At 70.5% G+C, this 21,170-nt stretch carries 24 protein-coding genes; 6 read left to right on the top strand and 18 right to left on the bottom strand.

The window, feature by feature from the left end; translation table 11 throughout:
• Nucleotides 1-49: 49 nt before the first annotated feature.
• From ISU10_RS03660 to ISU10_RS03720, 13 genes are all read right to left on the bottom strand, one after another.
• Nucleotides 50-1,495, bottom strand: a complete 1,446-nt coding sequence (locus ISU10_RS03660) for a bifunctional DedA family/phosphatase PAP2 family protein (RefSeq protein ID WP_194695008.1) — start codon at nucleotides 1,493-1,495, stop codon at nucleotides 50-52.
• The gene (locus ISU10_RS03665) at nucleotides 1,492-2,091 is read right to left on the bottom strand and encodes a phosphatase PAP2 family protein (RefSeq protein ID WP_194695009.1); all 600 of its coding nucleotides are present in this window, start codon (nucleotides 2,089-2,091) and stop codon (nucleotides 1,492-1,494) included. The genes ISU10_RS03660 and ISU10_RS03665 overlap by 4 nt, the downstream gene beginning before the upstream one ends.
• An 85-nt stretch (nucleotides 2,092-2,176) precedes the next feature.
• The gene (locus tag ISU10_RS03670; protein ID WP_194695010.1) at nucleotides 2,177-2,887 is read right to left on the bottom strand and encodes a polysaccharide deacetylase family protein; all 711 of its coding nucleotides are present in this window, start codon (nucleotides 2,885-2,887) and stop codon (nucleotides 2,177-2,179) included.
• Nucleotides 2,884-4,044, bottom strand: a complete 1,161-nt coding sequence (locus ISU10_RS03675) for an MGDG synthase family glycosyltransferase (protein WP_194695011.1) — start codon at nucleotides 4,042-4,044, stop codon at nucleotides 2,884-2,886. The genes ISU10_RS03670 and ISU10_RS03675 overlap by 4 nt, the downstream gene beginning before the upstream one ends.
• 132 nt (nucleotides 4,045-4,176) lie before the next feature.
• Nucleotides 4,177-4,665 (bottom strand): DUF2231 domain-containing protein, encoded by a 489-nt coding sequence (locus tag ISU10_RS03680; protein WP_194695012.1) that lies wholly within the window; start codon nucleotides 4,663-4,665, stop codon nucleotides 4,177-4,179.
• Between the two features lie 37 nt (nucleotides 4,666-4,702).
• Nucleotides 4,703-4,915: a ferredoxin gene (locus tag ISU10_RS03685; protein ID WP_194695013.1), complete on the bottom strand. Its 213-nt coding sequence runs from the start codon at nucleotides 4,913-4,915 to the stop codon at nucleotides 4,703-4,705.
• Nucleotides 4,912-6,123, bottom strand: a complete 1,212-nt coding sequence (locus ISU10_RS03690; protein WP_194695014.1) for an NADH-ubiquinone oxidoreductase-F iron-sulfur binding region domain-containing protein — start codon at nucleotides 6,121-6,123, stop codon at nucleotides 4,912-4,914. The genes ISU10_RS03685 and ISU10_RS03690 overlap by 4 nt, the downstream gene beginning before the upstream one ends.
• A complete protein-coding gene (locus tag ISU10_RS03695; protein WP_194695015.1) occupies nucleotides 6,120-6,740 on the bottom strand; it encodes a ferric reductase in 621 nt (206 codons plus the stop codon). Before ISU10_RS03695 ends, ISU10_RS03690 begins: the two co-directional genes overlap by 4 nt.
• The gene (locus tag ISU10_RS03700; protein WP_194695016.1) at nucleotides 6,737-7,663 is read right to left on the bottom strand and encodes an FAD:protein FMN transferase; all 927 of its coding nucleotides are present in this window, start codon (nucleotides 7,661-7,663) and stop codon (nucleotides 6,737-6,739) included. Before ISU10_RS03700 ends, ISU10_RS03695 begins: the two co-directional genes overlap by 4 nt.
• Nucleotides 7,660-7,944 carry a hypothetical protein gene (locus ISU10_RS03705; RefSeq protein WP_194695017.1) on the bottom strand — a complete coding sequence of 95 codons (285 nt, stop codon included), beginning with the start codon at nucleotides 7,942-7,944 and terminating at the stop codon, nucleotides 7,660-7,662. Before ISU10_RS03705 ends, ISU10_RS03700 begins: the two co-directional genes overlap by 4 nt.
• Nucleotides 7,945-8,001: 57 nt before the next feature.
• Nucleotides 8,002-9,372 carry a sensor histidine kinase gene (locus tag ISU10_RS03710; protein WP_194695018.1) on the bottom strand — a complete coding sequence of 457 codons (1,371 nt, stop codon included), beginning with the start codon at nucleotides 9,370-9,372 and terminating at the stop codon, nucleotides 8,002-8,004.
• Nucleotides 9,369-10,073 (bottom strand): response regulator transcription factor, encoded by a 705-nt coding sequence (locus ISU10_RS03715; protein WP_194695019.1) that lies wholly within the window; start codon nucleotides 10,071-10,073, stop codon nucleotides 9,369-9,371. The genes ISU10_RS03710 and ISU10_RS03715 overlap by 4 nt, the downstream gene beginning before the upstream one ends.
• A 23-nt stretch (nucleotides 10,074-10,096) precedes the next feature.
• Complete coding sequence (locus ISU10_RS03720) at nucleotides 10,097-11,254, bottom strand: PP2C family protein-serine/threonine phosphatase (protein WP_194695020.1); 1,158 nt, start codon at nucleotides 11,252-11,254, stop codon at nucleotides 10,097-10,099.
• 131 nt (nucleotides 11,255-11,385) lie between these two features.
• On the opposite strand from ISU10_RS03720, the gene ISU10_RS03725 reads away from it, so the two are divergent.
• Both ISU10_RS03725 and ISU10_RS03730 read left to right on the top strand, forming a co-directional pair.
• On the top strand, nucleotides 11,386-12,189 hold the full coding sequence (locus ISU10_RS03725; protein ID WP_194695021.1) for an alpha/beta fold hydrolase: 804 nt from the start codon (nucleotides 11,386-11,388) through the stop codon (nucleotides 12,187-12,189).
• Entirely contained in the window at nucleotides 12,186-13,325 is a 1,140-nt protein-coding gene (locus tag ISU10_RS03730) for a PP2C family protein-serine/threonine phosphatase (RefSeq protein ID WP_194695022.1), read from the top strand. The genes ISU10_RS03725 and ISU10_RS03730 overlap by 4 nt, the downstream gene beginning before the upstream one ends.
• On the opposite strand, the gene ISU10_RS24025 is transcribed toward ISU10_RS03730, so the two are convergent.
• Both ISU10_RS24025 and ISU10_RS03740 read right to left on the bottom strand, forming a co-directional pair.
• Nucleotides 13,300-13,875, bottom strand: coding sequence for a helix-turn-helix transcriptional regulator (locus ISU10_RS24025; RefSeq protein WP_194695023.1), 576 nt, complete (start codon nucleotides 13,873-13,875; stop codon nucleotides 13,300-13,302). The two genes, ISU10_RS03730 and ISU10_RS24025, sit on opposite strands and share 26 nt — an antisense overlap.
• 52 nt (nucleotides 13,876-13,927) lie before the next feature.
• Nucleotides 13,928-15,379 (bottom strand): ATP-binding SpoIIE family protein phosphatase, encoded by a 1,452-nt coding sequence (locus ISU10_RS03740; protein WP_194695024.1) that lies wholly within the window; start codon nucleotides 15,377-15,379, stop codon nucleotides 13,928-13,930.
• Nucleotides 15,380-15,407: 28 nt separating this feature from the next.
• Between ISU10_RS03740 and ISU10_RS03745 the strand changes: the two genes are divergently transcribed.
• Together ISU10_RS03745 and ISU10_RS03750 are read left to right on the top strand one after the other, a co-directional pair.
• Nucleotides 15,408-15,716, top strand: coding sequence for an STAS domain-containing protein (locus ISU10_RS03745; protein ID WP_194695025.1), 309 nt, complete (start codon nucleotides 15,408-15,410; stop codon nucleotides 15,714-15,716).
• 138 nt (nucleotides 15,717-15,854) lie between these two features.
• Nucleotides 15,855-16,637, top strand: coding sequence for a class I SAM-dependent methyltransferase (locus ISU10_RS03750; RefSeq protein WP_194695026.1), 783 nt, complete (start codon nucleotides 15,855-15,857; stop codon nucleotides 16,635-16,637).
• Between the two features lie 218 nt (nucleotides 16,638-16,855).
• On the opposite strand, the gene ISU10_RS03755 is transcribed toward ISU10_RS03750, so the two are convergent.
• Nucleotides 16,856-17,056 (bottom strand): cold-shock protein, encoded by a 201-nt coding sequence (locus ISU10_RS03755; protein ID WP_194695027.1) that lies wholly within the window; start codon nucleotides 17,054-17,056, stop codon nucleotides 16,856-16,858.
• A 301-nt stretch (nucleotides 17,057-17,357) separates the two neighbouring features.
• Here ISU10_RS03755 and ISU10_RS03760 point away from each other — a divergent pair, with 301 nt between their 5' ends.
• Both ISU10_RS03760 and ISU10_RS03765 read left to right on the top strand, forming a co-directional pair.
• Nucleotides 17,358-17,669 (top strand): hypothetical protein, encoded by a 312-nt coding sequence (locus tag ISU10_RS03760; RefSeq protein ID WP_194695028.1) that lies wholly within the window; start codon nucleotides 17,358-17,360, stop codon nucleotides 17,667-17,669.
• On the top strand, nucleotides 17,666-18,655 hold the full coding sequence (locus ISU10_RS03765) for a GTP pyrophosphokinase (RefSeq protein WP_370864691.1): 990 nt from the start codon (nucleotides 17,666-17,668) through the stop codon (nucleotides 18,653-18,655). Before ISU10_RS03760 ends, ISU10_RS03765 begins: the two co-directional genes overlap by 4 nt.
• A gap of 22 nt (nucleotides 18,656-18,677) precedes the next feature.
• Here the strand turns inward: ISU10_RS03765 and ISU10_RS03770 are convergent, their stop codons facing one another.
• Both ISU10_RS03770 and ISU10_RS03775 read right to left on the bottom strand, forming a co-directional pair.
• On the bottom strand, nucleotides 18,678-20,129 hold the full coding sequence (locus ISU10_RS03770) for a calcium-binding protein (RefSeq protein ID WP_194695029.1): 1,452 nt from the start codon (nucleotides 20,127-20,129) through the stop codon (nucleotides 18,678-18,680).
• An 18-nt stretch (nucleotides 20,130-20,147) separates the two neighbouring features.
• On the bottom strand, nucleotides 20,148-21,092 hold the full coding sequence (locus ISU10_RS03775) for a PDR/VanB family oxidoreductase (RefSeq protein WP_194695030.1): 945 nt from the start codon (nucleotides 21,090-21,092) through the stop codon (nucleotides 20,148-20,150).
• Nucleotides 21,093-21,170: the final 78 nt, after the last annotated feature.

Raw genomic sequence — 21,170 nt, forward strand, 5'->3', positions numbered from 1 at the left:
CTGGCGCAGGATGTCGAGCCAGGCGTTCGACGGGGAGTCCAGAAGGACCCTAAGTCGCGGTCTTCGCTCTCTGGGCGCGCTCGGTGATCCCTGCACACCGGAGCTTGGTCGAGGCGTCTGGAGGATCGCTCCGCGCCGCGAGCGGCTCCGCAAGGGTGAGCCAGGAAAGTCGGAAGGTGCTCCAGGCCGCCAGGACGGCGGCCGTCATCGCGGTGGCGCCAAGCACATCTGTGAACCACTCATCTCCGAGATAGATCCGGCTGGCAGCGACCAGGATGACCGACATCGTGGCTGCCGCAGTCATGATCAGGCGAGCGCGGACGGGTGCACCGGCGGCGCCGAGGAGCGCGAGGGTGCCCCACACGGCGACTGCTTGGGTGGTGTGTCCGGAGGGATATGCCCATCCGTTGGCCGCGGTGAGCCAGGCTGAGGCCGGCGGGCGTGGCCGATGCACGGCGAGGGCGACAACGGCGTTGAGAATGATGGCCGTTGTAGAGATGACCGTGATGTCGACGACCGGGGTCCACGAGTGACGACGCCGAGCAAGCAGGCCACCCGTGACGGCCAGCACCGGCAGGGTGACGACGCTTGAGCCCAGCCATGTGACGGTCCTGAAGAAGGTGTCGAGACCGCTCGATCTGTGGGCCAGGACCCAATGGTGGACTTGGGGATCGAGGAGTGCCAGCTCCTCGCGGGCAATGACGTCTTGGGTAACTCCTAGGAATATCCACGTCGCCGCCACCGAGACGCTGACTGCCAAGGTCAAGGCGAGACCAGTGCTGCCATGGAGCCGAAGGCGGTTCTTGACCCAGGCTGCGGTTCGGGGAAACCGTGTCAACAGACGTCGCAGGCGGGCGCTCTTGCTGACGCGGCCTGCGAGATCCTCGAATCTGGCGGCGGCAGTACGGCGCACGAGGAACCCGCCGAGCCCGAACAGGATCACGGCCGCGAGCGCGGCGAGTCCGATGCGGGAGGCAATGTGCGCGACATGTTGCCAGCTACTGGCGCCCAGGTAGCCGAACAACACCGACATGGTTCCCCACGCGACGGCGCTGGACACGTTGTAGGCGAGGAAGGTGCGGTAGCGCAGTCCGGACATGCCCGCGAGACCCGGCACCATCACACGCAGTGCCGCGGTGAACCTGCCGAAGAACACGGCCCTTCCACCGCGCTCGGCGAGGTACCTCTCGGCACGATCGAGATGGTCGGCCTTGACCAGTCGACCGACTGTCCCGTCGAGCAGGCGCCGGCCGTAACGCCTGCCCACTGCGTAGCCGACACTGTCGCCCACGATGGCGCCGCCGATACCCGCAACCAGGACAGCGCCCAGCGGGATGTGTCCCTGGGAGGCGAGGACTCCGCCGAGGATGAGCGCGATCTCCCCGGGGAAGAGGAAGCCCACGAACGCCGAGGACTCCAGCGCCGGCACCGCGAACACGACAAGCAGCGCGATCCACGGGGACAGGCCCAGGATGTGGGAGGCGATCCAGTTCACGGCGCCACCCTGTGTGGCGACCTCGTCAGGAAGAAGTGCAGCGGGGTGTGGGTCAACGTGGCGACCGAGGCGACGAGCAGACGTTGTAGGACGGCGAAACCAGCCGCGCTGACCGCAGCCCCGAGCAGCAGGCCGACAACGACATCGAGCGGAAAGTGTGCTCCGACGTAGACGCGCGCAAGTCCCATCAGCAGCGCGGCGATGGCGGACACGTATCCCAGCCGGTGGTTGGTGATCCATACGCCCATCGCGACTGCACCCGCCATCACCGCGTGGTCGCTGGGGAAGGAGGCATCCGAGCTGCGTGCCACCAAGACCAGGGCCTGCGGAAGCACCGAGTAAGGGCGAGCCTCACTCACCAGATGGACGAGGGGCTGGTTGACTCCGATGGCCAGCAGCGCCCCCACCGGAGCCCACAGGGCGGCCGCCATCACCCGCGGGAGCTCCTGCTGCCGGGCCCACCACCAGGACAACACCAGGACGGCTGCGAACAGGCCCACCCCGTAGTGGGCATACAGACTCATCGGTCGGTGGAGGGCCGGCGTGGCCTGGGCGAACCGGTTGACAACGAGGAACCAGCGTTCCTGGAGGGTCATCCACATCAGGGCACATCCGGTCCACGCTCGGACTCAGGGACGCGTGCCGCACGCCGGCGCCCGTGCTGGCGCAATGACACGGGACTCATGCGACACGACCATGCTCTGCCAGGGGACCCACTTGGAGCGATTCCGCATCCCACCGGTCGAGGAGGCGCTCGGTGGCCGCCAGGGTGTGTCGCCACGATCCCGGTGCGGAGGTGCGATCAGTGTCGTGGAGGAGCACCGTCGCGCCTGGCAGCATCCCGCTCTCGACCCTGGCCACGATGGAGGCGGGCGTCGAGGTGGCGGACCAGTCGCGGCCCCAGGCGGTCCACAGAACCGTCCTCAATCCGTGTCGTCGGGCCGCCAGAACGCCCTCGCCCGTGAGCCATCCGTACGGCGGCCGGTAGTGCCGCACGGAAGCTTGGGTGACGTTCTCGATGGTGTCCTTGGCCCGAAGGATCTGCTCATCGAGAACCAGGGGTCGCTTGACGGCCAGGCACCCGTGGTCCCAGCCGTGAACGGCGAGCTCGTGACCGAGCGCGGCCATCTCGACAACCAGGTCAGCGTTGGCGCGGACATGGGTGCCGAGCAGGAAGAACGTCGCCCGCACGCCTCGGCGTGCAAGAAGGTCGAGGAATCGGGGGGCGCTTCGCGGATCCGGGCCGTCATCGAAGGTGAGCGCCACATGGTTTGGCCGGCCCAGTCCATGCAATCGCGGCATCGCCGTGCGACGAAGCCAGGGGATGGTGACCAGCCCAGGTCCGAGCTGCGCTGCGATGAGAATGCCCGCGCCCGTGGCGATCCCGCTCATGCCGGCATCGGGCGTGAGGTGAGGTGCGTCGGGACCATCAGGTCGATGATCGCAGCGGCGGCGTCCGGGAGCAGCCCGGACTCGGTCGGCAGTGCTCGTGGGCCCGACTCAAGCGCCCGGACGAGCCCCTCGGGCAGCTCGTCGACGTCCAACAGCCATGGGACGAGGCCGGCGCTGTCCAGCGCGGCAGCGTTCGCCGCACCGTGGCCGGGTATGCATCGATAGGTCACCACGGGGACTCCGGCCGCCAGCGCCTCAAGGGACGTGAAACCGCCAGCGTTCTGGATCACCACGTCCACCGAGGCAAGCAGTGACGCGACGTCGTCGACCCATCCCAGGGACAGCACACCGCGCCGCGCCAACCGACGACGAAGTCGGTCGTTGCGGCCGCAGAGCACGACGGGGGTTGCCACGCCGGACGCGCCGACTTCCAGCGCTGCTTCTTCGAGCCGGCCGATGCCATAGGCGCCACCGACCAGCAGCGCGGTCGGCGTCTGGGTGAGCGGGCTGAGCGACGATCGCGCACCGCCACGCTGCCGAGACGACGGGCGCCTCGACTCGAACTCGGGTGGCACGCAGGGTCGAACGACGACGATCTCCCCGGCGCCATGGCGTCGGGCTGCGGAGGCCGGCAACGTGTGGAGCGCCAGATGCAGGTCGATGCCAGGGTGAACCCACAGGCGATGCACGGACATGTCCGTCAGGTAGGTGACCGCAGGCACAGCGAGCCGCCCTTGGCTCCGGAGCGATCCGAGTGCCTGGCTGGCGAACGGATGAGTGGCGACGAACCCGAGCGTGGGCCGTTCCAGGGCCAGCCGCTCGATCTGCTTGGCGGCCGCGGACACCAGCGACGCCGTCAGACGCGCCACACCATCATGCCGCTCGAGGGCGTCGAGCAGTGGTCCCCAGGTGCCGGGGAGCGTCTTCAACTGCCGCAGATATGCGGCCCGCAGGACTGGGCCTAGGCCCGGGGGCATCAGATCGACGACGTCCCAGCGACGGGTGGGTACGCCGAGGTGTTCTAGTCGACGAGCGATCTCGTCGGCGGCCGCGTCGTGTCCGGCGCCGAAGCTGCCGGAGACGACATCGACGGCTTCGGCCTCACCCGCGGTCCGGCTCGCCGCCGCGAACGAGGTCCCCGGCTCGGGCACGTTCATGGCTTTCTCCTGATGACCGGACGCGTCGCGCGCGTCCCAGATTCCAAGTGACCCCAGGGAGGATGAAGGCAATGTGAAGGCCGCGAGGCCCCGCTGATGGACGGGACCGGTCCAAGGCTCGAGGGCACGCGCTCAGGAACCCGCTGCGACCCGGTCACCCCAGGCAGCGCGGGCGCCCGTGTCACCGACGCGGTAGACCTGCACCGAGGTGGCGAGCGCGGCGATGATCGCCAGGACCGCGACGGTCCTGGTCATGGTGCGCTGCTTCGACTCTGTGGTGGCATCGGGGACGGCGCCGGCAGTGCGCTTGCGTCGGTCGAGCCACACCAGCGCGGCCGACAGCAGCAGCAGAGGTATCGCGAACCAGATCAGCTGGTCGCCCATCTCGGCGTGCTCGCCGGGGTTGCCGACGCGATGCTCGAGCGCCTCGCCACTTGAGGTGGCGACAGGGATCAGCACCGTGGCGGCTGCCGCACAGGCCACCACGAGCACCCCGTACCGCTCGCGCCACGCCGGCTTGACGGCGATCGCCAGTGTGCCGAGGCAGGCGAGTGGCAGGAGCACGACGACGGCGTGCACCACGAGAGCGTGCACGGGGAGGCCGTTGAAGAGGTCGAACACGTGGATGGTCCCTTTCGATGGATGGATGGTGCGGAGGTCAGCGAGTAGCCGGCGACGGGGCCTGCTCGAGCCTGAGGGCAAGGCGTGGGCAGGCGCTCACAGCACGCCGGGCGTGGGCGAGGTCGTCGGTGTCGACCGTCCGGTCGCCCAGGACGGGGAACCCGGCGTCGTCGAGGCCGATCCGTTCGGGCAGGAGTCGAGCGCACAGGCCGTGACCGTCGCAACGGGTCCAGTCGATCTCGAGCCTCATGCGGCCCTCCCGACAGGAAGCGCGCCCAGAACCGGTCGGCCACAGGTGCCGTGCCGCAGGTGGGTGTCCAGCTCGGCCGGCATGGCCGTCAGTGCAGAGCGGACGAAGGCGGCGGAGCCGTCGGGATGGGCACAGGCTCCACGCCCGGGCAGGAGCCCGACCCGGCGCGAGACGTCGGCGCGCACGTCCTCGCCCCGGCACAGACGCTCGACCGAGTCGGCCAAGGAGGGCAGCCCGAACACGCACGGGCCGCACTGGCCCGCGGACTGGTCGGCCAGCCACCGGGCGACGGCTGCCACCTCGCCGAGCGCGCACGTGTCATGCGGCAGCCGAGCGAGCACGCCCGCGTTCAGCGGGGCACCGGCCGCACGCAGTGCGGGCCGGCTCAGCACGAGGTCCCCGGCCGACGGCAGCCAGGTTCCGTGGTAGCCACCGACCAGCAGAGGTCCGGCCTGCTCACCCACGACGCTGGCGAGCGGGAGCCCGGTGGGCACCTCCACCACGCCGGGGTGCGCGAGGTCACCGAGCAGCGTCAACAGTGTGGTCCCAGGCTCGTCGGCATCGCCCACCGAGGCGTAGGCGTCCACGCCGAGCTCGAGCAGCACCGCGAGCTGGGCGAACGTCTCGACGTTGGAGGCGAAGGTCGGCTTGCCGTCGACGCCGTGCACGGTCGGGAGCACGCGCCGGCCCGGGGGGCTCGCGGGACCACCCGAGACTGCTCTGGCCACTGCCCGGATCTCTCCCCCGACGAACCCCTCCCGGTGTCGCACCAGGCGCACAGCCTGACCGTCGGGTCGCTCGAGCAGGGCGTCGTGCAGGGACCGGTACGACGCGGGGTCGCCGACCGCGACGGTCACCCGCCTGGTCTCCAATGCCCGCGCCACGGCGAGGGCGCCGTCGAGGACCAGGTGGGGCGCGAGCCGCATGAGCGTCCTGTCCTTGTGGCTGGCCGGCTCGCCCTCGCTGCCGTTGACCAGGACACGGCTACGGCTGCCGACCGGCAGGGAGGCGAGCTTCGTGGCCACCGGGAACGCAGCCCCACCGCGACCCAGCAGACGGACGGCCCGCGCGTCGCGAACCAGCTGCGCTGCGTCACGCCGTGGAGGCATGCCGTGGGCGTCGCGATGGGCGTGCAGGTCCAGGCGGCCGCGGGAGGTACCGGCGAGCACCCGGGCCGTGCCCAGCGCCGTGTTCGGCGATGTCGTCATCGGATCGCCCCAGCAGTCTCGGTGCCCCAGCGTCGTGCCTGCGGAAGTGTCGACCGCCCGTGCCGCCGCACGGCGAACACACGACCGGCGGCGGCCGCTGCGACCAGGCCGGCGCACCCGGCGTACAGCGCCACGGCCCACCGCTGTCCGGTGTCGGTGCCGGCGAGCAGCCCGTGACCGATGGCCAGGACCCAGGCGGCGTACGCCGACAGGTGCACCGCGCGCCAGGCGCGCGTGGCTCGTGGGCTGAGCGAGACGAGCCGACCGCGCAGGGCGCCCGTGGCGGCCGCGACCACGAACCCATAAAGCGCCAGCGTGCCCAGGCCGAGAGCGAAGGCCCGGTATCCGGCCGTGAACGGCACGAGGGCGCCCGACCAGGAGACCGCCACGTAGTGGTCGACGACGAGCAGCACGGCATGCAGGGCCAGCATGGCCAGCGTCAGGACTGCCGCGGACCGGTGCACGAGCTGCGCGAGCACACGACGATCCAGGTGCGCTGGGTCCACGCGGCCACCGGTCGGGCGCGCGGAGGACCCGAGCGCGCCCAGGGCCACGGTCACCGTCGCTGTCAGGAGCGCCACGAATCCTGCGGCACGGGCCAGGAACCACAACGTCATGCCGCCACGTCCTGGGCCCAGGCGCCGCTGTTGACGACGGTGCCGTCGGTCATGACCAGCCGGGAGGTGCGCCCGGCGAGCAGTTCGTGCGCGCGTACTCCCCAGACCAGGGCTGCAGTGGCGAGCGAGTTGGCCCGCAGACAGGAGCCGGCGTGCACGGAGGCGGTTCGCACCGGGCCGCGAGCCGGCCGGCCCGTCGCCGGGTCGATCACGTGGTGTTGCTCGCCCATGGTGGTCAGCCAGCGACGGCCGGCCGTCGAGGACGTCGCCAGGCCGCCCGAGGTCAGGGACACGACCTGGCCGGGCTCACCCTCGTGCTCGCTCACCTCGACGGGCCACGCAGGTCCGGATCCGGCGACGGCGACGTCGCCGCCGATCGTGACGAGGGCGGGGATCCCGATCGTGGCGAGCACGCGGGCGGCGGCCTCGTCTGCTGTCCAGGCCTTGGCCGTCGCCCCCAGGTCGAGCGCCAGGCCGGCAGGTATGCCCACACGACCGAGCCCACGGTCCACCCGGACCTCGGTCCAGTCCGCCCGGCGGGTTGGCGGAGCAGGCACGAAGTCCCCGGGGTTGCGACGGCGGACCTGGTCGATGTCGACGTCGTACCCGGCTGCCAGCAGCTGGCGGCCCACCGTGGGGTCGCACGCCCCGTACGTCGCATCCGCGGCCTCGAGGGCCAGCTCGACCAGCTCGACGGTGAGCGGTCGGACGGGGACCAGCACGCCGGTCCGGCCGTTGACGCGCGAGATGTCGGAGTCGTCGCGGAAGCGGCTCACCGAGAGCTCGACGTCGCGCATCAGGCCGCGCACGACCCGCTCGACGCGGTCGGCGACCTCGGCCGTCGGAGCCTCGTGATGACCGTGATCGTCTGCCAGCACCACGCGCACGGCGCACGACCAGTCGCGCCACTGCAGGGCGCTCATGACGAGTGGCTCTGCGCGGCGGGCTGGGACTGGGCCTGGGACTGGGCCTGGGCCTGGGCCTGGGACTGGGAGGAAGTCCCACCACTGGCGCCCGTGCCGCTCCTGACGGATCCGGAACCGCTGGTCGTGGTCGTGGCTCCGTTGACGACGGTCGTGGTCTGGGCGGCGCCGGTCGCCTGTGCGGCGGCCACCGTCAGGACACCGGTGGCCGAGGCGGCCGCGACGACCAGGCCGAGGGTGGCCATCCAGGCGCGGGTCAGGATGCCGGTGCGGGAGTTCATGGATCGAGCGTCGCCGTACCTGCCTCAACCAGCCCCCAACCGAGCCTCAAATCCAGGTCAAATGCGCCTGTGCGCCGCCTGTCCGGCCAGGCCGAGCTCGAGCCGAACCACGGTCCATGTGTCGTCCCCGACCTGTTCGCGCTCCACGACCAGGTCGCCGCCCGAGGTCCGGGCGCAGCCTCGGGCGATGTCGAGGCCGAGTCCGCTGGAGCCCCGGTCGCTGCGGCCGCGCCGGAGGGCGCCGGGCGGGAGCCCCGGGCCGCGGTCGCGCACCTCGACCACGACCCGACGCGGTGAGCCCGCGAGCCGGGCACGGACCTCCACGGGAGTGCCGTCGGGGGTGTGGGCGACGCAGTTCTCGACGAGCGCGTCCAGGGCCACCCGCAGGTCCTCCCGCGCGCAGTGCACCTCGGGCAGGTCGGGTGCCACGTCGACGCCCATGGACCGGCCCTGGTCCTCCACCAACGGTCGCCAGAACTCCACCGCCTCGGTCACCACCGGCGAGGGCAGGCACCCTGCTCGGATCCCCTCGCGCTGCGATCGACGCGCCTGGTCGATGACGGAGGTCAAGGTGCGTTCGAGGTTCGTCACGTGCTCCTCCAGCTCGGCCGCGACGTCTCCGGGGGGCAGGGCCTCGACGTCGAGGCGCAGCGCCATCAGCGGCGTGCGCAACCGGTGCGACATGTCGGCCACCGTCTCCCGCTCTGCGGCGAGCAGCTCGTCGATGCGGCCCGCCAGCTCGTTGAGGGCACCGGCCACCCGACGTACCTCGGGGGGTCCCGCCTCGGGGATGCGCGCGATGGCGTCGCCGGCGGCGATGGCGTCGGCGAGGTCGGCGGTGCGGTCGAGGTCGCGCACCAGCCTGCGCGCGACGAACTCCGCGGCCGCCGCCACGAGCACGAGGACCAGCACCGCAGCCACCCCGAGCGGGGCCAGGCGGTGGGTCACGGCGGCGGCCACCTCGTCGTCCGCCGCGTAGGCCAGGACGACGGAGGGACCGTCGCCGGTCGTGACGCCGATGCGCACCAGGTGCCCCCCGCTCACGCGGTCGACGTCGACCCCGGAGATGGGCAGGAAGCCGTCCTGGTCACGGTCACCATCGGGTACTCCCCCCTCCGGGAGCGGTTGCTCGGCGTTGTCGCTCGCGCCAGGCAGATCAGGGCCGTACGTCGTGCCGTCACTGCTCACGACCGCGACCTGCACGGCGTCCTCACGACCGTCGACCCGCTTGACGTAGGCCCGTAGCGAGGTGCCGGACCCGCCGGCGGAGACGTAGTCGGCCACGCTGCGGGCGGCTACCGTCGCCGCATCCTCGAGATCCGAGGTCGCTGCCCGCTGCTCCAGCAACCACAGCGGGACCGCGAACAGCAGCAGCACCACGGTCGCGGCGCCGACGGCCAGGCTCAGGACGCGCGCGCGCAGCGTCACGACTCGGCGGCGTCCGACCGCGGGTCGACGAGCTTGACGCCCACGCCCCTGACGCTGTGCAGGTAGCGCGGCTCGGCCGCCGTCTCCCCCAGCTTGCGGCGCAGCCACGACAGGTGTACGTCGACGGTGCGGTCCGCGCCGCCCCACGGCTGCTGCCACACCTCGGCCAGCAGCTGGCGCTTGGAGATCACCTGCCCCTCCCGAGACGCCAGGGCCAGCAGCAGGTCGAACTCCTTGCGGTTGAGCTCCAGCTCACCTCCATCGAGGGTGACCGTGCGGGCCACCACGTCGATCACCAGGCCGCCCACGACGACCTCGCGCCCCTGGTCCGGCTCCTCCCCCGCCGAGCGCCGAAGTACGGCACGAACGCGTGCCATCGCCTGCGCCGCCGAGAACGGTTTGACGAGGTAGTCGTCCGCTCCGGCGTCGAGCAGCCGCACCATCTCACGGTCACCGTCGCGCGCGGTCGCGATGAGCACCGGCAGGTCGCTTTGTGCCCGGATCAGGGCGAGCACGTCGGCGCCGTCGAGATCGGGCAGACCGAGGTCCAGCACGACGGCGTCCGGCTTCTCGACCGACAGCGCCTGGATCGCCTCCACGGCCGTGCTCGCCGTCGACACCGTGGCGCCCTGTTCGACCAGGCCGCGGGTCAGGCTGCGGCGGATGGCCTCGTCGTCCTCGACGAGGAGCAGGTGCACCATGAGCGCAGCGTAGGACTCGACCCCTAGGTGGTCCGCCGCAGGGCGATGACGGCGACGTCGTCCTCGACGCTCTCGTCGCCCAGCCCGGCGGCGACGACGTGGGTGCAGATCGTCTCGGCGTCCTGGCTGCTCCGGATGGCCCGGCGTACGAGGTCCAGGCGTTGGCTCGACCGGTCAGGGTCCGTCGAGGTCTGGCCCGGCCGCTCGACGAGTCCGTCGGTGTAGAACACCAGCACTGCTCTCGGCTCGAGGGCGAGCTGATGGCTGACGCGCTCGACGTCAGGGTTGACACCCAGGATCAGGCCCGGCGGCACGTAGGTCTCCTCGGCCTCGAGCCGGCCGTCGCGAGCCATGAGTGGTGGCGGGTGGCCGGCAGTGCAGACCTCGAGGGTGTCGAAGGGCGGCTCACCCACGGCGTAGATGACGGTCGCGGTGATGCCTGGCTCGAAGTGGTAGAGCTTGCGATCGAGCCGCGTCAGCACCTCGGCCGGGTCCTCGTGCTCGAGTGCGTACGCGCGAAGCGCGCTGCGCAGGCGGCCCATGACCACGGCGGATCGCAGACCGTGGCCCTCCACGTCGCCCATGACGAGGCCGACCCTCCCGCCGGGGAGGTCGAACAGGTCGTACCAGTCGCCACCGAGGTCGCCCTCGGCCGGTAGGTAGCGGACGGCGACATCGAGTCCCTCGATCGATGGCGGCGCCGCGGGCAGCAGGCTGCGCTGCAAGGTGAGGGCGGCGAGGTGGTCGTCGTCCTTGCTCAGCTCGGTGAGCCGTTGGCCGATGTCAGCCGCGAGCTCCACCAGGCGTTCCGCGTCCGGCGCACCGAAGCGGCGCTCTCCCTTGCTGCCGACGTGCAGGACGCCGACGAGGCCGCGGGCACCGAAGACCGGCACGCCGAGAAGGCGGCGGATCCCCGAGTCGCGGAGGATCGGGTTCAACACGGTCAGCTCGTCGACCTGGTCGAGGAGGATCGGTCGACGTTCGGCGGCGATCCTCCCGGCGAATCCCGTGCCGAGGCGGACATGGGTCGCGCCGCGCCATCGGCGACCCAGCCCGGACGACGCCGTCGGCTGCAGCACCTTGCCTGTCTCGTCAAGCATCAGCAGGGTCGCCGTGTCCGAGTCCATCTGAGCGCGAACGTCCTCGATCAACACCTGGATCGAACGGGGATCGGACGTCATGACTCAGGCACTCCAGTCACTCATGGGGAGCAATCGGCGCGGTTCCGGATCCGAGTCCGAGCACGTCGGTGGAACGCTGCGTCGAGCGTAGTCGAGAGTGGGGGTGAGGTGGCATGCCCTAGCATGCGCCCATGGAGGTGGGGGGCGCCCTGAACGCCACCATGACGGGCCCGTCGGGAGCCCCGGTCCTGGTGTTCGTGCACGGGTTCGGATGCGGGCAGCAGATGTGGCGACTCGTCGCACCCGCCTTCGCTCAGGACTTTCGGGTGATCCTGCTCGACCTTCCGGGTTCGGCGGGGAGCGACCCGTCGACGTACGACGCAGAGCGCCATTCGACCCTCGAGGGCTACGCCGACGACATCTTGCAGGTACTGCGTGAGCTCGCCGTGGACGACGTCACGTTCGTCGGGCACTCGGTCGCCTCGATGATGGGCGTGCTGGCCCACCTCAAGGAGCCCTCGCTGGTGACGAGACTGGTCCTCGTGTCGCCCTCCGCCCGCTACGTGGACGACGGCGACTACCGTGGCGGCTTCTCACAGGCAGACGTCGACGACCTGCTCGCGATGATGGAGCGCAACCAGTTGGGTTGGCAGGGCGCGCTGTCGGGCATGGTGGCCGGCGAGTCGCACGTGGCGGCCCGAGCCGAGCTGGACGACAGCTTCTGCCGGACCCGGCCTGATGTCGCCTTGCACTTCGCGACCGTGACGTTCACCGGGGACAACCGGGCCGACCTGCCGCGGGTGGCGGCACCGACGCTCATCCTGCAGGTTCGCGACGACCTCATCGCCCCCATCTCCGCCGGCGAGTACGTCCACGAGCAGATCGCCGGGTCCCGCCTGCAGATCATCGAGACCCGCGGACATGCCCCCCACCTGACGGACCCCGACGCGGTGGTGTCGGCGATGCGTGACTTCATGCCGGTCGGCGCCGCATGAGCAGGACCCCGGCATCGGAGGTGGACACCTTCGAGTCGGCTCCCTGCGGCTACGTCGTGGTGGACCAGCGAGGCGTGATCGCCCGTGCGAACGCCGAGTTCCTCCGGCTGCTGGGCTCTGACGCCGACGAGGTGGTCGGCGTGAGGACGTTCAGCAGCCTGGTCTCCCCTGGCGGCCAGGTCCTCCTGGAGACCCACGTGCGACCGATCCTCGACCACGCGGGGGTGGTGCGAGAGCTGGCGCTCGAGCTCGTGCGGTCCGACGGGGGGCGGGTACCCGTGCTGATGAACGCGCGCCTGGTGGACGGCCCGGCCCGCACCGTGCTCGTCGTGCTCGTCGAGACCCGCGACCGGCACCGCTACGAGGACTACCTCCTCGCTGCCAAGGCGGCAGCCGAGCGGGCAGGCCAGGAGTCCGCGGTCATGGCCGAGACGTTGCAGCAGACGCTCATCCCGCCTCGGCCGCCGGTCGTCCCCCATCTCGAGATCGGTGCTGCCTACCGTCCGGCCGGAAGCGGTCACGAGGTCGGCGGTGACTTCTACGACGTCTTCCAGGTCGCTCCCGATGCCTGGGAGGTCGTGCTGGGTGACGTCAGCGGCAAGGGCATCAACGCCGCCGTGGTCACGTCGTTCGTCCGGCACACCGTGCGGTCCGAGGCGATCGCCCACCCCGACCCGGCCGACCTGCTCCACGCGCTCGACGTCGCGATGAGGGAGCACGGCACGGAGCACCACTGCACCCTGGCCGTCGTACGTCTCGACCGCGGTGCGTCCGGATGGACGCTGGCCCTGTCGCTGGCCGGGCACCCACCCGCGTTGGTACGCCGCCCGGACGGGCAGGTGGTCGAGCTCGGAGTTCCCGGGACCCCGGCCGGACTGGTGACCGATCCTGCCTTCTGCACGGTGCACCACCAGCTCGGCGACGACCTCGTGACCCTGTTCACCGACGGGGTGACGGAGGCGCGGGCGCCCACAGGAGAGCTGTTCGGCGACGATCGGCTGGTCGAGTTGCTCGCTGGTGGTGCGGGCGATCCGCACGTGACGGCCGCTCAGGTGGTCGCCGAGGCCCTGTCGTGGCAGGCGGAGAACGCGAGCGACGACATCGCGGTCGTCAGTTTCGCGGCTGCTTCTGGTTGATGCCGTGCTCGATGCCCCACAGCACTGCTTGTGATCGCCGCGTGGCCCCGATCTTGCGGTAGGCCGTGCGGATGTAGGACTTCACCGAGTTCACGCTCAGGAAGAGCCGCTGGGCGACCTCCGGGTTGGTGAGGCCCTGGGTGACCAGCTCCAGCACGTCGTACTCGCGCTCGGTCAGGCCACCCGGGCGTGACTGCCCCACCGATGCGGGCGGGGCGAAGGGCTGGACCAGGAAGCGGTTGCGGTGGCCGGCCCGGGCAGCTCGCAGCGCAGCGCCGAGCTCGTTGGCGCTGAGCTCCTTCGACAAGAACGCCACCGCGCCGTCGCGGCGGGCGTCGTCGACCACGTCGGGCCGCACCGACCACGAGAACGCGATCAGGAGAGTCCCTGCCGTGCCGACGAGCTGAGGTGCGAGCGCTTCAGCGCGATGGCGCTGCGGGTCGTAGAGCAGTACGTCGACCCGTCCGACCGCTTCGGTGACGTCAGCCAGGCACACGACGTCGAGCTCGGGAACGGCCTGCTTGAGGAGTGCGGTCGTCCCGGCCTGCACGAGTGCTGCATCCGGCGCAATGGCGAGCCTGCCCCGAGGCGGCAGCCCCTCCTCACTCGACACGGTGGGGGATGCCGGTGACGGCGAGGGTGTGCTGGGTCATCGAGCCCGCCCGGGCCACGATGTCGATGGAGGCCGCGAACATCCCGATCGAGCGGTTGACGGAGGTGAGGTCGACCAGCAGCCGCGCCCCGCTGGTGCTGAGCTCGGTGAGTGCTGTCAGGTCGAGGCACAAGTCGATGGTTCCACCGCGGTTGGCCACCAGGATCTCGGCCGCGACCCGCTCGACGTCGTCATGCCCGAAGGTGCCACGCAACTCGATGATGTGCGGACGCGTGTACTCGACCTCGACGGGTGCTGGTCGCTCGTCGGAGCGTCCGGAGCCCGCCGTCGTCTCGATGGCCACGGGGCGGATCATCCGATGCTGCAGGAGCGCCCGGGTCCCGAACGGACCGGTGGCCACCCCCAGGTGGTCGACCAGTCCGGCCGCCATGGCCAGACCGCGCCCTCGACTGAGGTCCTCGGACGGCGGCCGCCACGTTCCGTGGTCGAGGACCTCGACGCGGAGCACGCCGTCGGTGCCCAGGCGCCCGTGCAGCTCGAGGTGGCGGTCCTCGTCACTCCCGCCGTGGTCGACCGCGTTGGTCACCAGCTCCGCGGCGGCGTGAGTGAGGGCCATGTGGTCCATGGACGATGCACGCAGTCCTTCCAGCCAGCCGCCCAGCTCCTCGCGAGCCGAGCGCACGGGCTCGCGGTCCAGGTGCAGCCTCATGCGCAGCTCGCGGTGAGGGGCGTCCCTCAACCGCCCCGCCAGGAGGCAGAGCGAGTCACCGGCACCCAGTCGGGCCAGGCTCGCGTCCGCAAGGACGGTGAGGTCCTCAAAGGCCATCTCGGCGGCCTCGCCGAGGAGATCCAGCATCGTCAGGGCCGCCGACCGGTGGGCGGCCGCGCTGGCCAGGAGGACCAGGTCTCCGGGCGATATGGTGCGCGTCTCGGGCGCGTAGCCCGTGCCTGTTCCTGTGCCCAGGACCCCTCCCCCTGTCCCATCCAGCTGGATCGCCGACCCGTGCGCGGGCAGCAGCAGGGGTCCGGCGTGGCCAGCAGTCGCGTAGGTGACCGCGGCGCGGGCGGGGTCGAGGATCGCCAGGAGTACCGAGGTACCGCGCGCTCCACCCACGTCGTCGGCGTAGGCGTCGGCGAGGTGCAGGGCGTCGACGAGACCGGCGTCTCGACGCAACGAGGAGTGCAGCACCGCGCGCACCTCGCCTGCGAGGGTCGCGGCCGCCAGGCCGATGCCCGGAGCCTCCCCCACCACCAGGGCGACCCGGTCGTCGGGGAGCACCACGACGTCGAACCAGCTGCCGCCCGGCTCGGTGGCGTCTTGGGGCACGCAGTAGCTGGCGTTCAGGTCGACCGACGGCAACACAGGCACCCCTGAGACCTGGATGACGCTCTGCACCGAGGTGACGTACTCCAGCTCATCACCCGCGATGACGGTGTTCATGCGCACTCCTCACGGTAGGTTTTCTGCCGTGCCTGACCTTCCGCTGACATCGTCGTACGACGAGCACACCGCGGTCCTTGCTGTGAGTGGAGATGTCGATGCGGGCTCGACCGAAACCCTCCGGTTGACGATCGAGCAGTGCAGCAACGATTACCGCACCAGTCTCGAGGTCGACCTGACCGGTGTCACCTATCTGCCCAGCGTGGCCATCGGCATGCTCGTCCGTGCCGAGCAGAGCTTCACCGCCGCCGGCGCGACCCTCACCCTGGCGGCCCGGACGGGGTCGCCGGCGCAGCGCGTGCTCACGGTGAGTGCCATGCCGTTTCGCTCCTACTGAGCTCGTGCCGGTCACGCCTTCACCTCCAGACCTGAGTGCGGCCCCGAGGGCCTGCCGTGCTCGCAGTGTCCACACCGAGGGGCTCGTCCAGACCACCTGACGGGGTAGTTCTGGGCTCTTGTAGGTCAGGATGACTCCGTGCATACGGGGGAACAGGACGACTCGGCAGTCTTCGATCGCGACCACGTGCTCTTCGGGCCGTTGCGCGAGGCGGTGCTCGACCTCGACCAGGTACGCCGCTACGGGGCGACGGTGTTCGGGGACCCGGACGCGATCTCGCTGTACGACATGACCCCCGAGGCCTGGTACGCGCGAGGCGTCCGGCTGCTGGGCCGCACGACCGTGGAGTGCACACGCGACAGCCTGTCCAGGCTCATCGCTGCTGACATCGCCGAGGTCTCAGCAACGGCGCCGGTTGCCACGACGCTGGTCCTCGACCCCTTCGCCGGCTCGGCGAACACGCTGTTTTGGATGCACCAGGCGATGCCCGACGCGGCTGCGGTCGGCGTGGAGGTCGATCCGGTGATCTGGGAGCACACGTCTCACAACCTCGACCTGGTCGGCTGCCGGGTCGACCTGCGCAACGGCAGCTACACCGAGGCGCTGGCCGACTTCGAAGCGCCGGAGGAGGGCCTCGCGGTCGTCTTCGTAGGCCCCCCATGGGGGCACGGCTTCGACCCCACGACCGGGTTGGACTTCGGCCGCACCACACCACCCGTGGCCGAGATCGTGGAGCACATCGAGGGCAAGGTGGGGCGGCCACTGCTGGTTGCTGTGCAAGCGTTCGAGCGTCTCGAGCCGGCCTCGCTCGCGGCGGTCCAGGAGATGTTCGAGTGGTCGCAGCTGCGTACCTACTCCCTGAACCCGCCGGGCAAGAACCCCGCCACCCTCCTCGGCACCCGGGGCTGGACCCCGCGCTGAGTGGGTAGCAAGCCGGGCCTCGTGTCGCTGGTTGAGGAGGTTGCGCTAGCAACCGTCTCGAAACCCGGTGACCGCGACGTCGGCGGTTCACTCGCGGGGTTTCGAGACAGGCGCTAGCGCGCCTTCCTCAACCAACGGGGGGTGGTGCCGATCGCCGTGCACCGAAATGGCAAACGGCCCGCCGAGGTGAACCTCGGCGGGCCGTCTAGCGGATCAGGTCAGAGCGGGCGAACGTTGGTCGCCTGCGGGCCCTTGGGGCCCTGGGCCACGTCGAACTCGACGGCCTGGTTCTCCTCGAGGTTCTTGAACCCCGTCCCCTGGATCTCGGAGTAGTGGACGAAGACGTCGGGGCCTTCGGCCTGTGCGATGAAGCCGAAGCCCTTCTCGCCGTTGAACCATTTCACGGTTCCTTGTGCCATGGCGGTGCTCCTCTCAGAGCGTTTGGTCGCCGGAAGGGCGACCGTGGGCGGACTTGCCCATGAAGTGCTCCAGCCGGTGAATGGGTGTCCTGCGCGGTTGGGAATCGATGCCACAGCCGAACAGCCAAGGACACAGAATCATCGAACTCGAGACAGGAACGGATCGAGCCGACACCCCAAGTCTGGCACATGAGGGTGAGCAAGGCGAAAGCCGGGCGCGCAGGCACGCGGTAGCGTGACCCCCAGTCGCTGATCTGGGCCACCGCGCGGGCTGCCCACGGCCGACGGCGGAGAGGCCTACATGCACAAGCAAGGACTAGAGGCCCGCAGTGGTCTCGAGTGCCGGCTGGGACTCGACTCGCTGCTCGACACAGTCGTCGTCGCGCGCGACCACGAGCGGATGCTGCAAGGTCGCAACGGCGTGAGCGCCGTCGAGCTGGCCAACTTGAGGATGACGACCCTCGACGCCCTCGTCGCCTACGCCGAGGCGCTCGACAGTCTGGCCTGGCCGGTCCCGCGTGAGGTGCTCCAGCAGATCCGGCTACGTCGCTCGCTGCTCTCGATGCCCCACGTCTACGCATCGGTGGACCGCGAGGCTGCTCGAACGCGGTGAGCGAAGCAGATGTGCGGCAGGCCATCCGGACCTACGCAGCGAAGCTGCCTGAGCTTCGAGTGGCCACGGACGGCTACGTCGAGCTGGTGACCTCGGTCCTCGACGATGCCGGGATCAACTACCTGAGCATCACCGGTCGCGCCAAGAGCGTGGTGTCGTTCGCGGGGAAGGCCACCCGTACCGTGGACGGCGCACCGGTGTACGCCGATCCGCTCGAGGACATCACCGACCAGATCGGCCTTCGCGTCATCACCTATCTGCGCGGCGACGTCGAGGCGGCGGCCCAGCTCCTGTCCGACCAGTTCGACGTCCTCGACGACCGGGACCTCGGCCAGGAGACGGCAGACGAGGGTCGCTGGGGCTACGCCAGTCGACACCTGGTCGTCACGACGAGCCGTCCTCCGTCGCCGTACGAGCACCTGTCAGGGCATCGCGCGTCGGTCCAGCTGCGCACGGTCCTCCAGCACGCCTGGGCCGAGTTCGAGCACGACATCCGCTACAAGGGCACGATCCCGATGGAGCACTCCGCCGATCTCGATCGCCGGTTCACCCTGGCCGCCGGGCTGCTCGAGCTCGCCGACCGCGAGTTCAGCGCGATCCGAGACCGCCTCCAGGCCACCTCGGCGGGCCCGCATCCTGAGCCCGACCCACGCGACCCACGCGTCGGGACCCAGGAGCTGACGACCTACCTGACGAGCAAGTACGCCGAGGCCCGCTGGTCGCGCACCGACCACTACACCTGGATCGCAGGGCTGCTGCTGGAGCTCGGCATCACCTCGCTCGACGAGCTCGACGTCCTGCTGGACTCCGTGGACGGCGACGAGATCCACCGACGCATGGGCTACACGTACCCTGCCGGCGCGGTACGGCGACTCGACGACGCGCTTCTCGCCATCTTCGGGGAGCGCTACGTACGCCTGACCGGAAACAGCCACCGGGCCGACCGGCTGGATGCTCGGCTCCAGAGGCTCGCCGGCGAACCGTGAGCCTCAGCAGGCTGCTCGCGCCTCAGATGAAGGCCTCGATCCCGGCGACGTCGTCCTTGCCCCTGTCGCGCTTGGCCCTGTCGAACCCGGGACCACCGCGGACCAGGTCCCGCACCGTGTCCTTGGCGAGGATCGTGTCGTTGTCACCGTCGCCGAAGAGCTTGTCCCTGCCCCTGCCACCCGTGATCGTGTCGCGGTCGCCCTGGCCGTGGATCGTGTCGATCGCAGCGCCGCCGTTGATCTTGTCGCGTCCGCCACCGCCGAAGATGTGGTCGTCACCGCCGTCGCCGGTGATCGTGTCCTTGCCGTCGGGCTGAGGCGAGGACTTGCAGGCCACGTCGAGAGGCGTGCCGGTGATCCCGAGGGCGTCGAGGACGTCCTGGTCCGAGACGCCGGGGGCCTGGTAGACCGCCAGATAGTCGTCGCCCCCCTCGCCGAACATGCCATCCGCGCCGCCACAGCCGTACATCAGCGCACCTCTCGCCCCACCCTGCAACGTGTCGTTGCCGCTGCCGCCGAACATCCAGGCGCCCTCGAACAGCAGGTCGTCGCCCGGGCCGCCGAACACCAGATCGGCCTCGGCGCCGGGGCCGGCGTCGAGGTTGTCGTCGCCCGGGCCACCCAGCAGCACGTCCTCCCCCTCGGCGCCGAGCAGGAAGTCGTTGCCGCCGAGCCCTCGCAGGGTGTCGTCGCCATCGAAGCCGCACAGCGTGTCATCTCCCGGTGTGCCGGTGAGGACATCGGGACCGTTGGTGCCCGCGTGGGTGCAGCCCAGCGCGAACTCGAGGTCGAACGAGACACTGGCCGTCGCCGCCTGGTCGAACAGCTCGACATGCCCCTGGGCCCCGACGGTGATCGTGGTGCCGGCCCCGGCGACGTACTGCGCACTGACTGTCTGCCCACCGCCTGGACAGGTCGCGCTCGTCGTCGACCCGTCGCCGATCGTCACGTCCACCGTCGCCGGCGAGCTGGTGCAGGGGCCACCCGAGACGTCGATGGTGCCGCTCACCGCGACGCCGACCGGCTCGTCGCCCACCGCGATGTCGATGCTGAAGTCGGTCTGGGTGTCTGCGGAGCCGGAGTTGGTGCCGGCGCTCGAGGAGATCCCCCCGGATCCCTTGGCCGTCACGAGCAGGCCCGCCGGGATCGGGACCACGGAGACGGTGAGGTGGGCGGCTGAGTGCTTGGTGCCGTCAGTGGCGTTCGTCGCGCCGGAGTACCCGCCGAGGTTGGATCGGGAGTCCTCGTCGCAACCGCCCTGGTCGACGGTGTTGCTGTCGTTGGCGCACGACTCGAGCAGGAAGTTCGATCCGACTCGGATGGGGCCGACCTTCAGCGCATCCGCGTTCGATGCCACCGACGCTGTCGCCTCCGGCACGGCCCCGACGGCGAAGCCGGCCAGCACGAGGCAGATGACCATCAGGATTCGGGACGCGCTGAGCCCGAGGTGCGCGCCGCTGAGGACGCTCGACATGACGGGACGCTACTGCGGCTACAGGCCGAGCACCAGACGCTTGCCGCACGCGCGTGAGACGCAGACCATCATGCAGTCGCCGGCGTCCTTCTCGCGCTGGGTCAGCACGTAGTCGCGGTGGTCGACCTCGCCGTCGATGACCTTGGTCTCGCAGGTGCCGCAGATGCCCTCGGTGCAGTCGTGGTCGTGGTCGATGCCCGCGTCGAGGATCGCCTGGAGGATCGAGGTGTCGGGTCCGACGGTGAGGGTGATGCCGGACTCCGCGAGCACGACCTCGACCTCGTGCTCGCCGGCAGGGTCGCGAGCGGGGGGCTCAGGAGCAGCGAAGCGCTCGAGGTGCAGCGCGTCGGCCGGCCAGCTCGCCGTCCGCTCCTCGACTGCTCGCAGCAGCGGCTCGGGGCCACAGCAGTACACGAGCGTGTCGATCCGAGATGTGCCGAGCAACGCGTCGAGATCGAGGAGTCCGTGTGCATCCTGCGGGTGCACGGTGACACGGTCACCGTAGGCGGCCAGCTCACTGGTGAAGGCCATCGAGGCAGCCGTGCGTCCGCCGTAGAGCAGGCTCCAGGGAACTCCCTGGGCCTCGACCCGGGCGATCATCGGCAGGATCGGCGTGATGCCGATGCCGCCGGCGATGAATACATAGCGTCCGGCCGGCTCGAGGCGGAAGTGGTTGCGCGGACCGGTGAAGCCGACCAACTGGCCCGGCCGCAGTACGTCGTGGACATACGCCGACCCGCCGCGGCCGGCGACCTCGCGCAGTACCCCGACCCGGTAGCGGTGCCGGTCGGCCGGGTCACCTGACAGCGAGTACTGGCGGCTCAGCTGGTCGGTGAGCTTCAGGTCGAGATGGGCGCCCGGCTCCCACGCCGGCAGCTCGCGGCCGTCCGGGTCGACGAGCTCGACCGAGAGCACGCCCTCGGACTCGACGGTCATCGACCGCACGAGCAGCTGGCTGGTCATCGCGTCTCCCTGAACTCGCCTTCGACTGAACGGCTGTTCAATAGTGCCCTGAGCTCACGGGTTTTGGGAAGCCGGCTC

This window comes from Nocardioides agariphilus (assembly GCF_015352445.1).
GTDB lineage: Bacteria > Actinomycetota > Actinomycetes > Propionibacteriales > Nocardioidaceae > Nocardioides > Nocardioides agariphilus.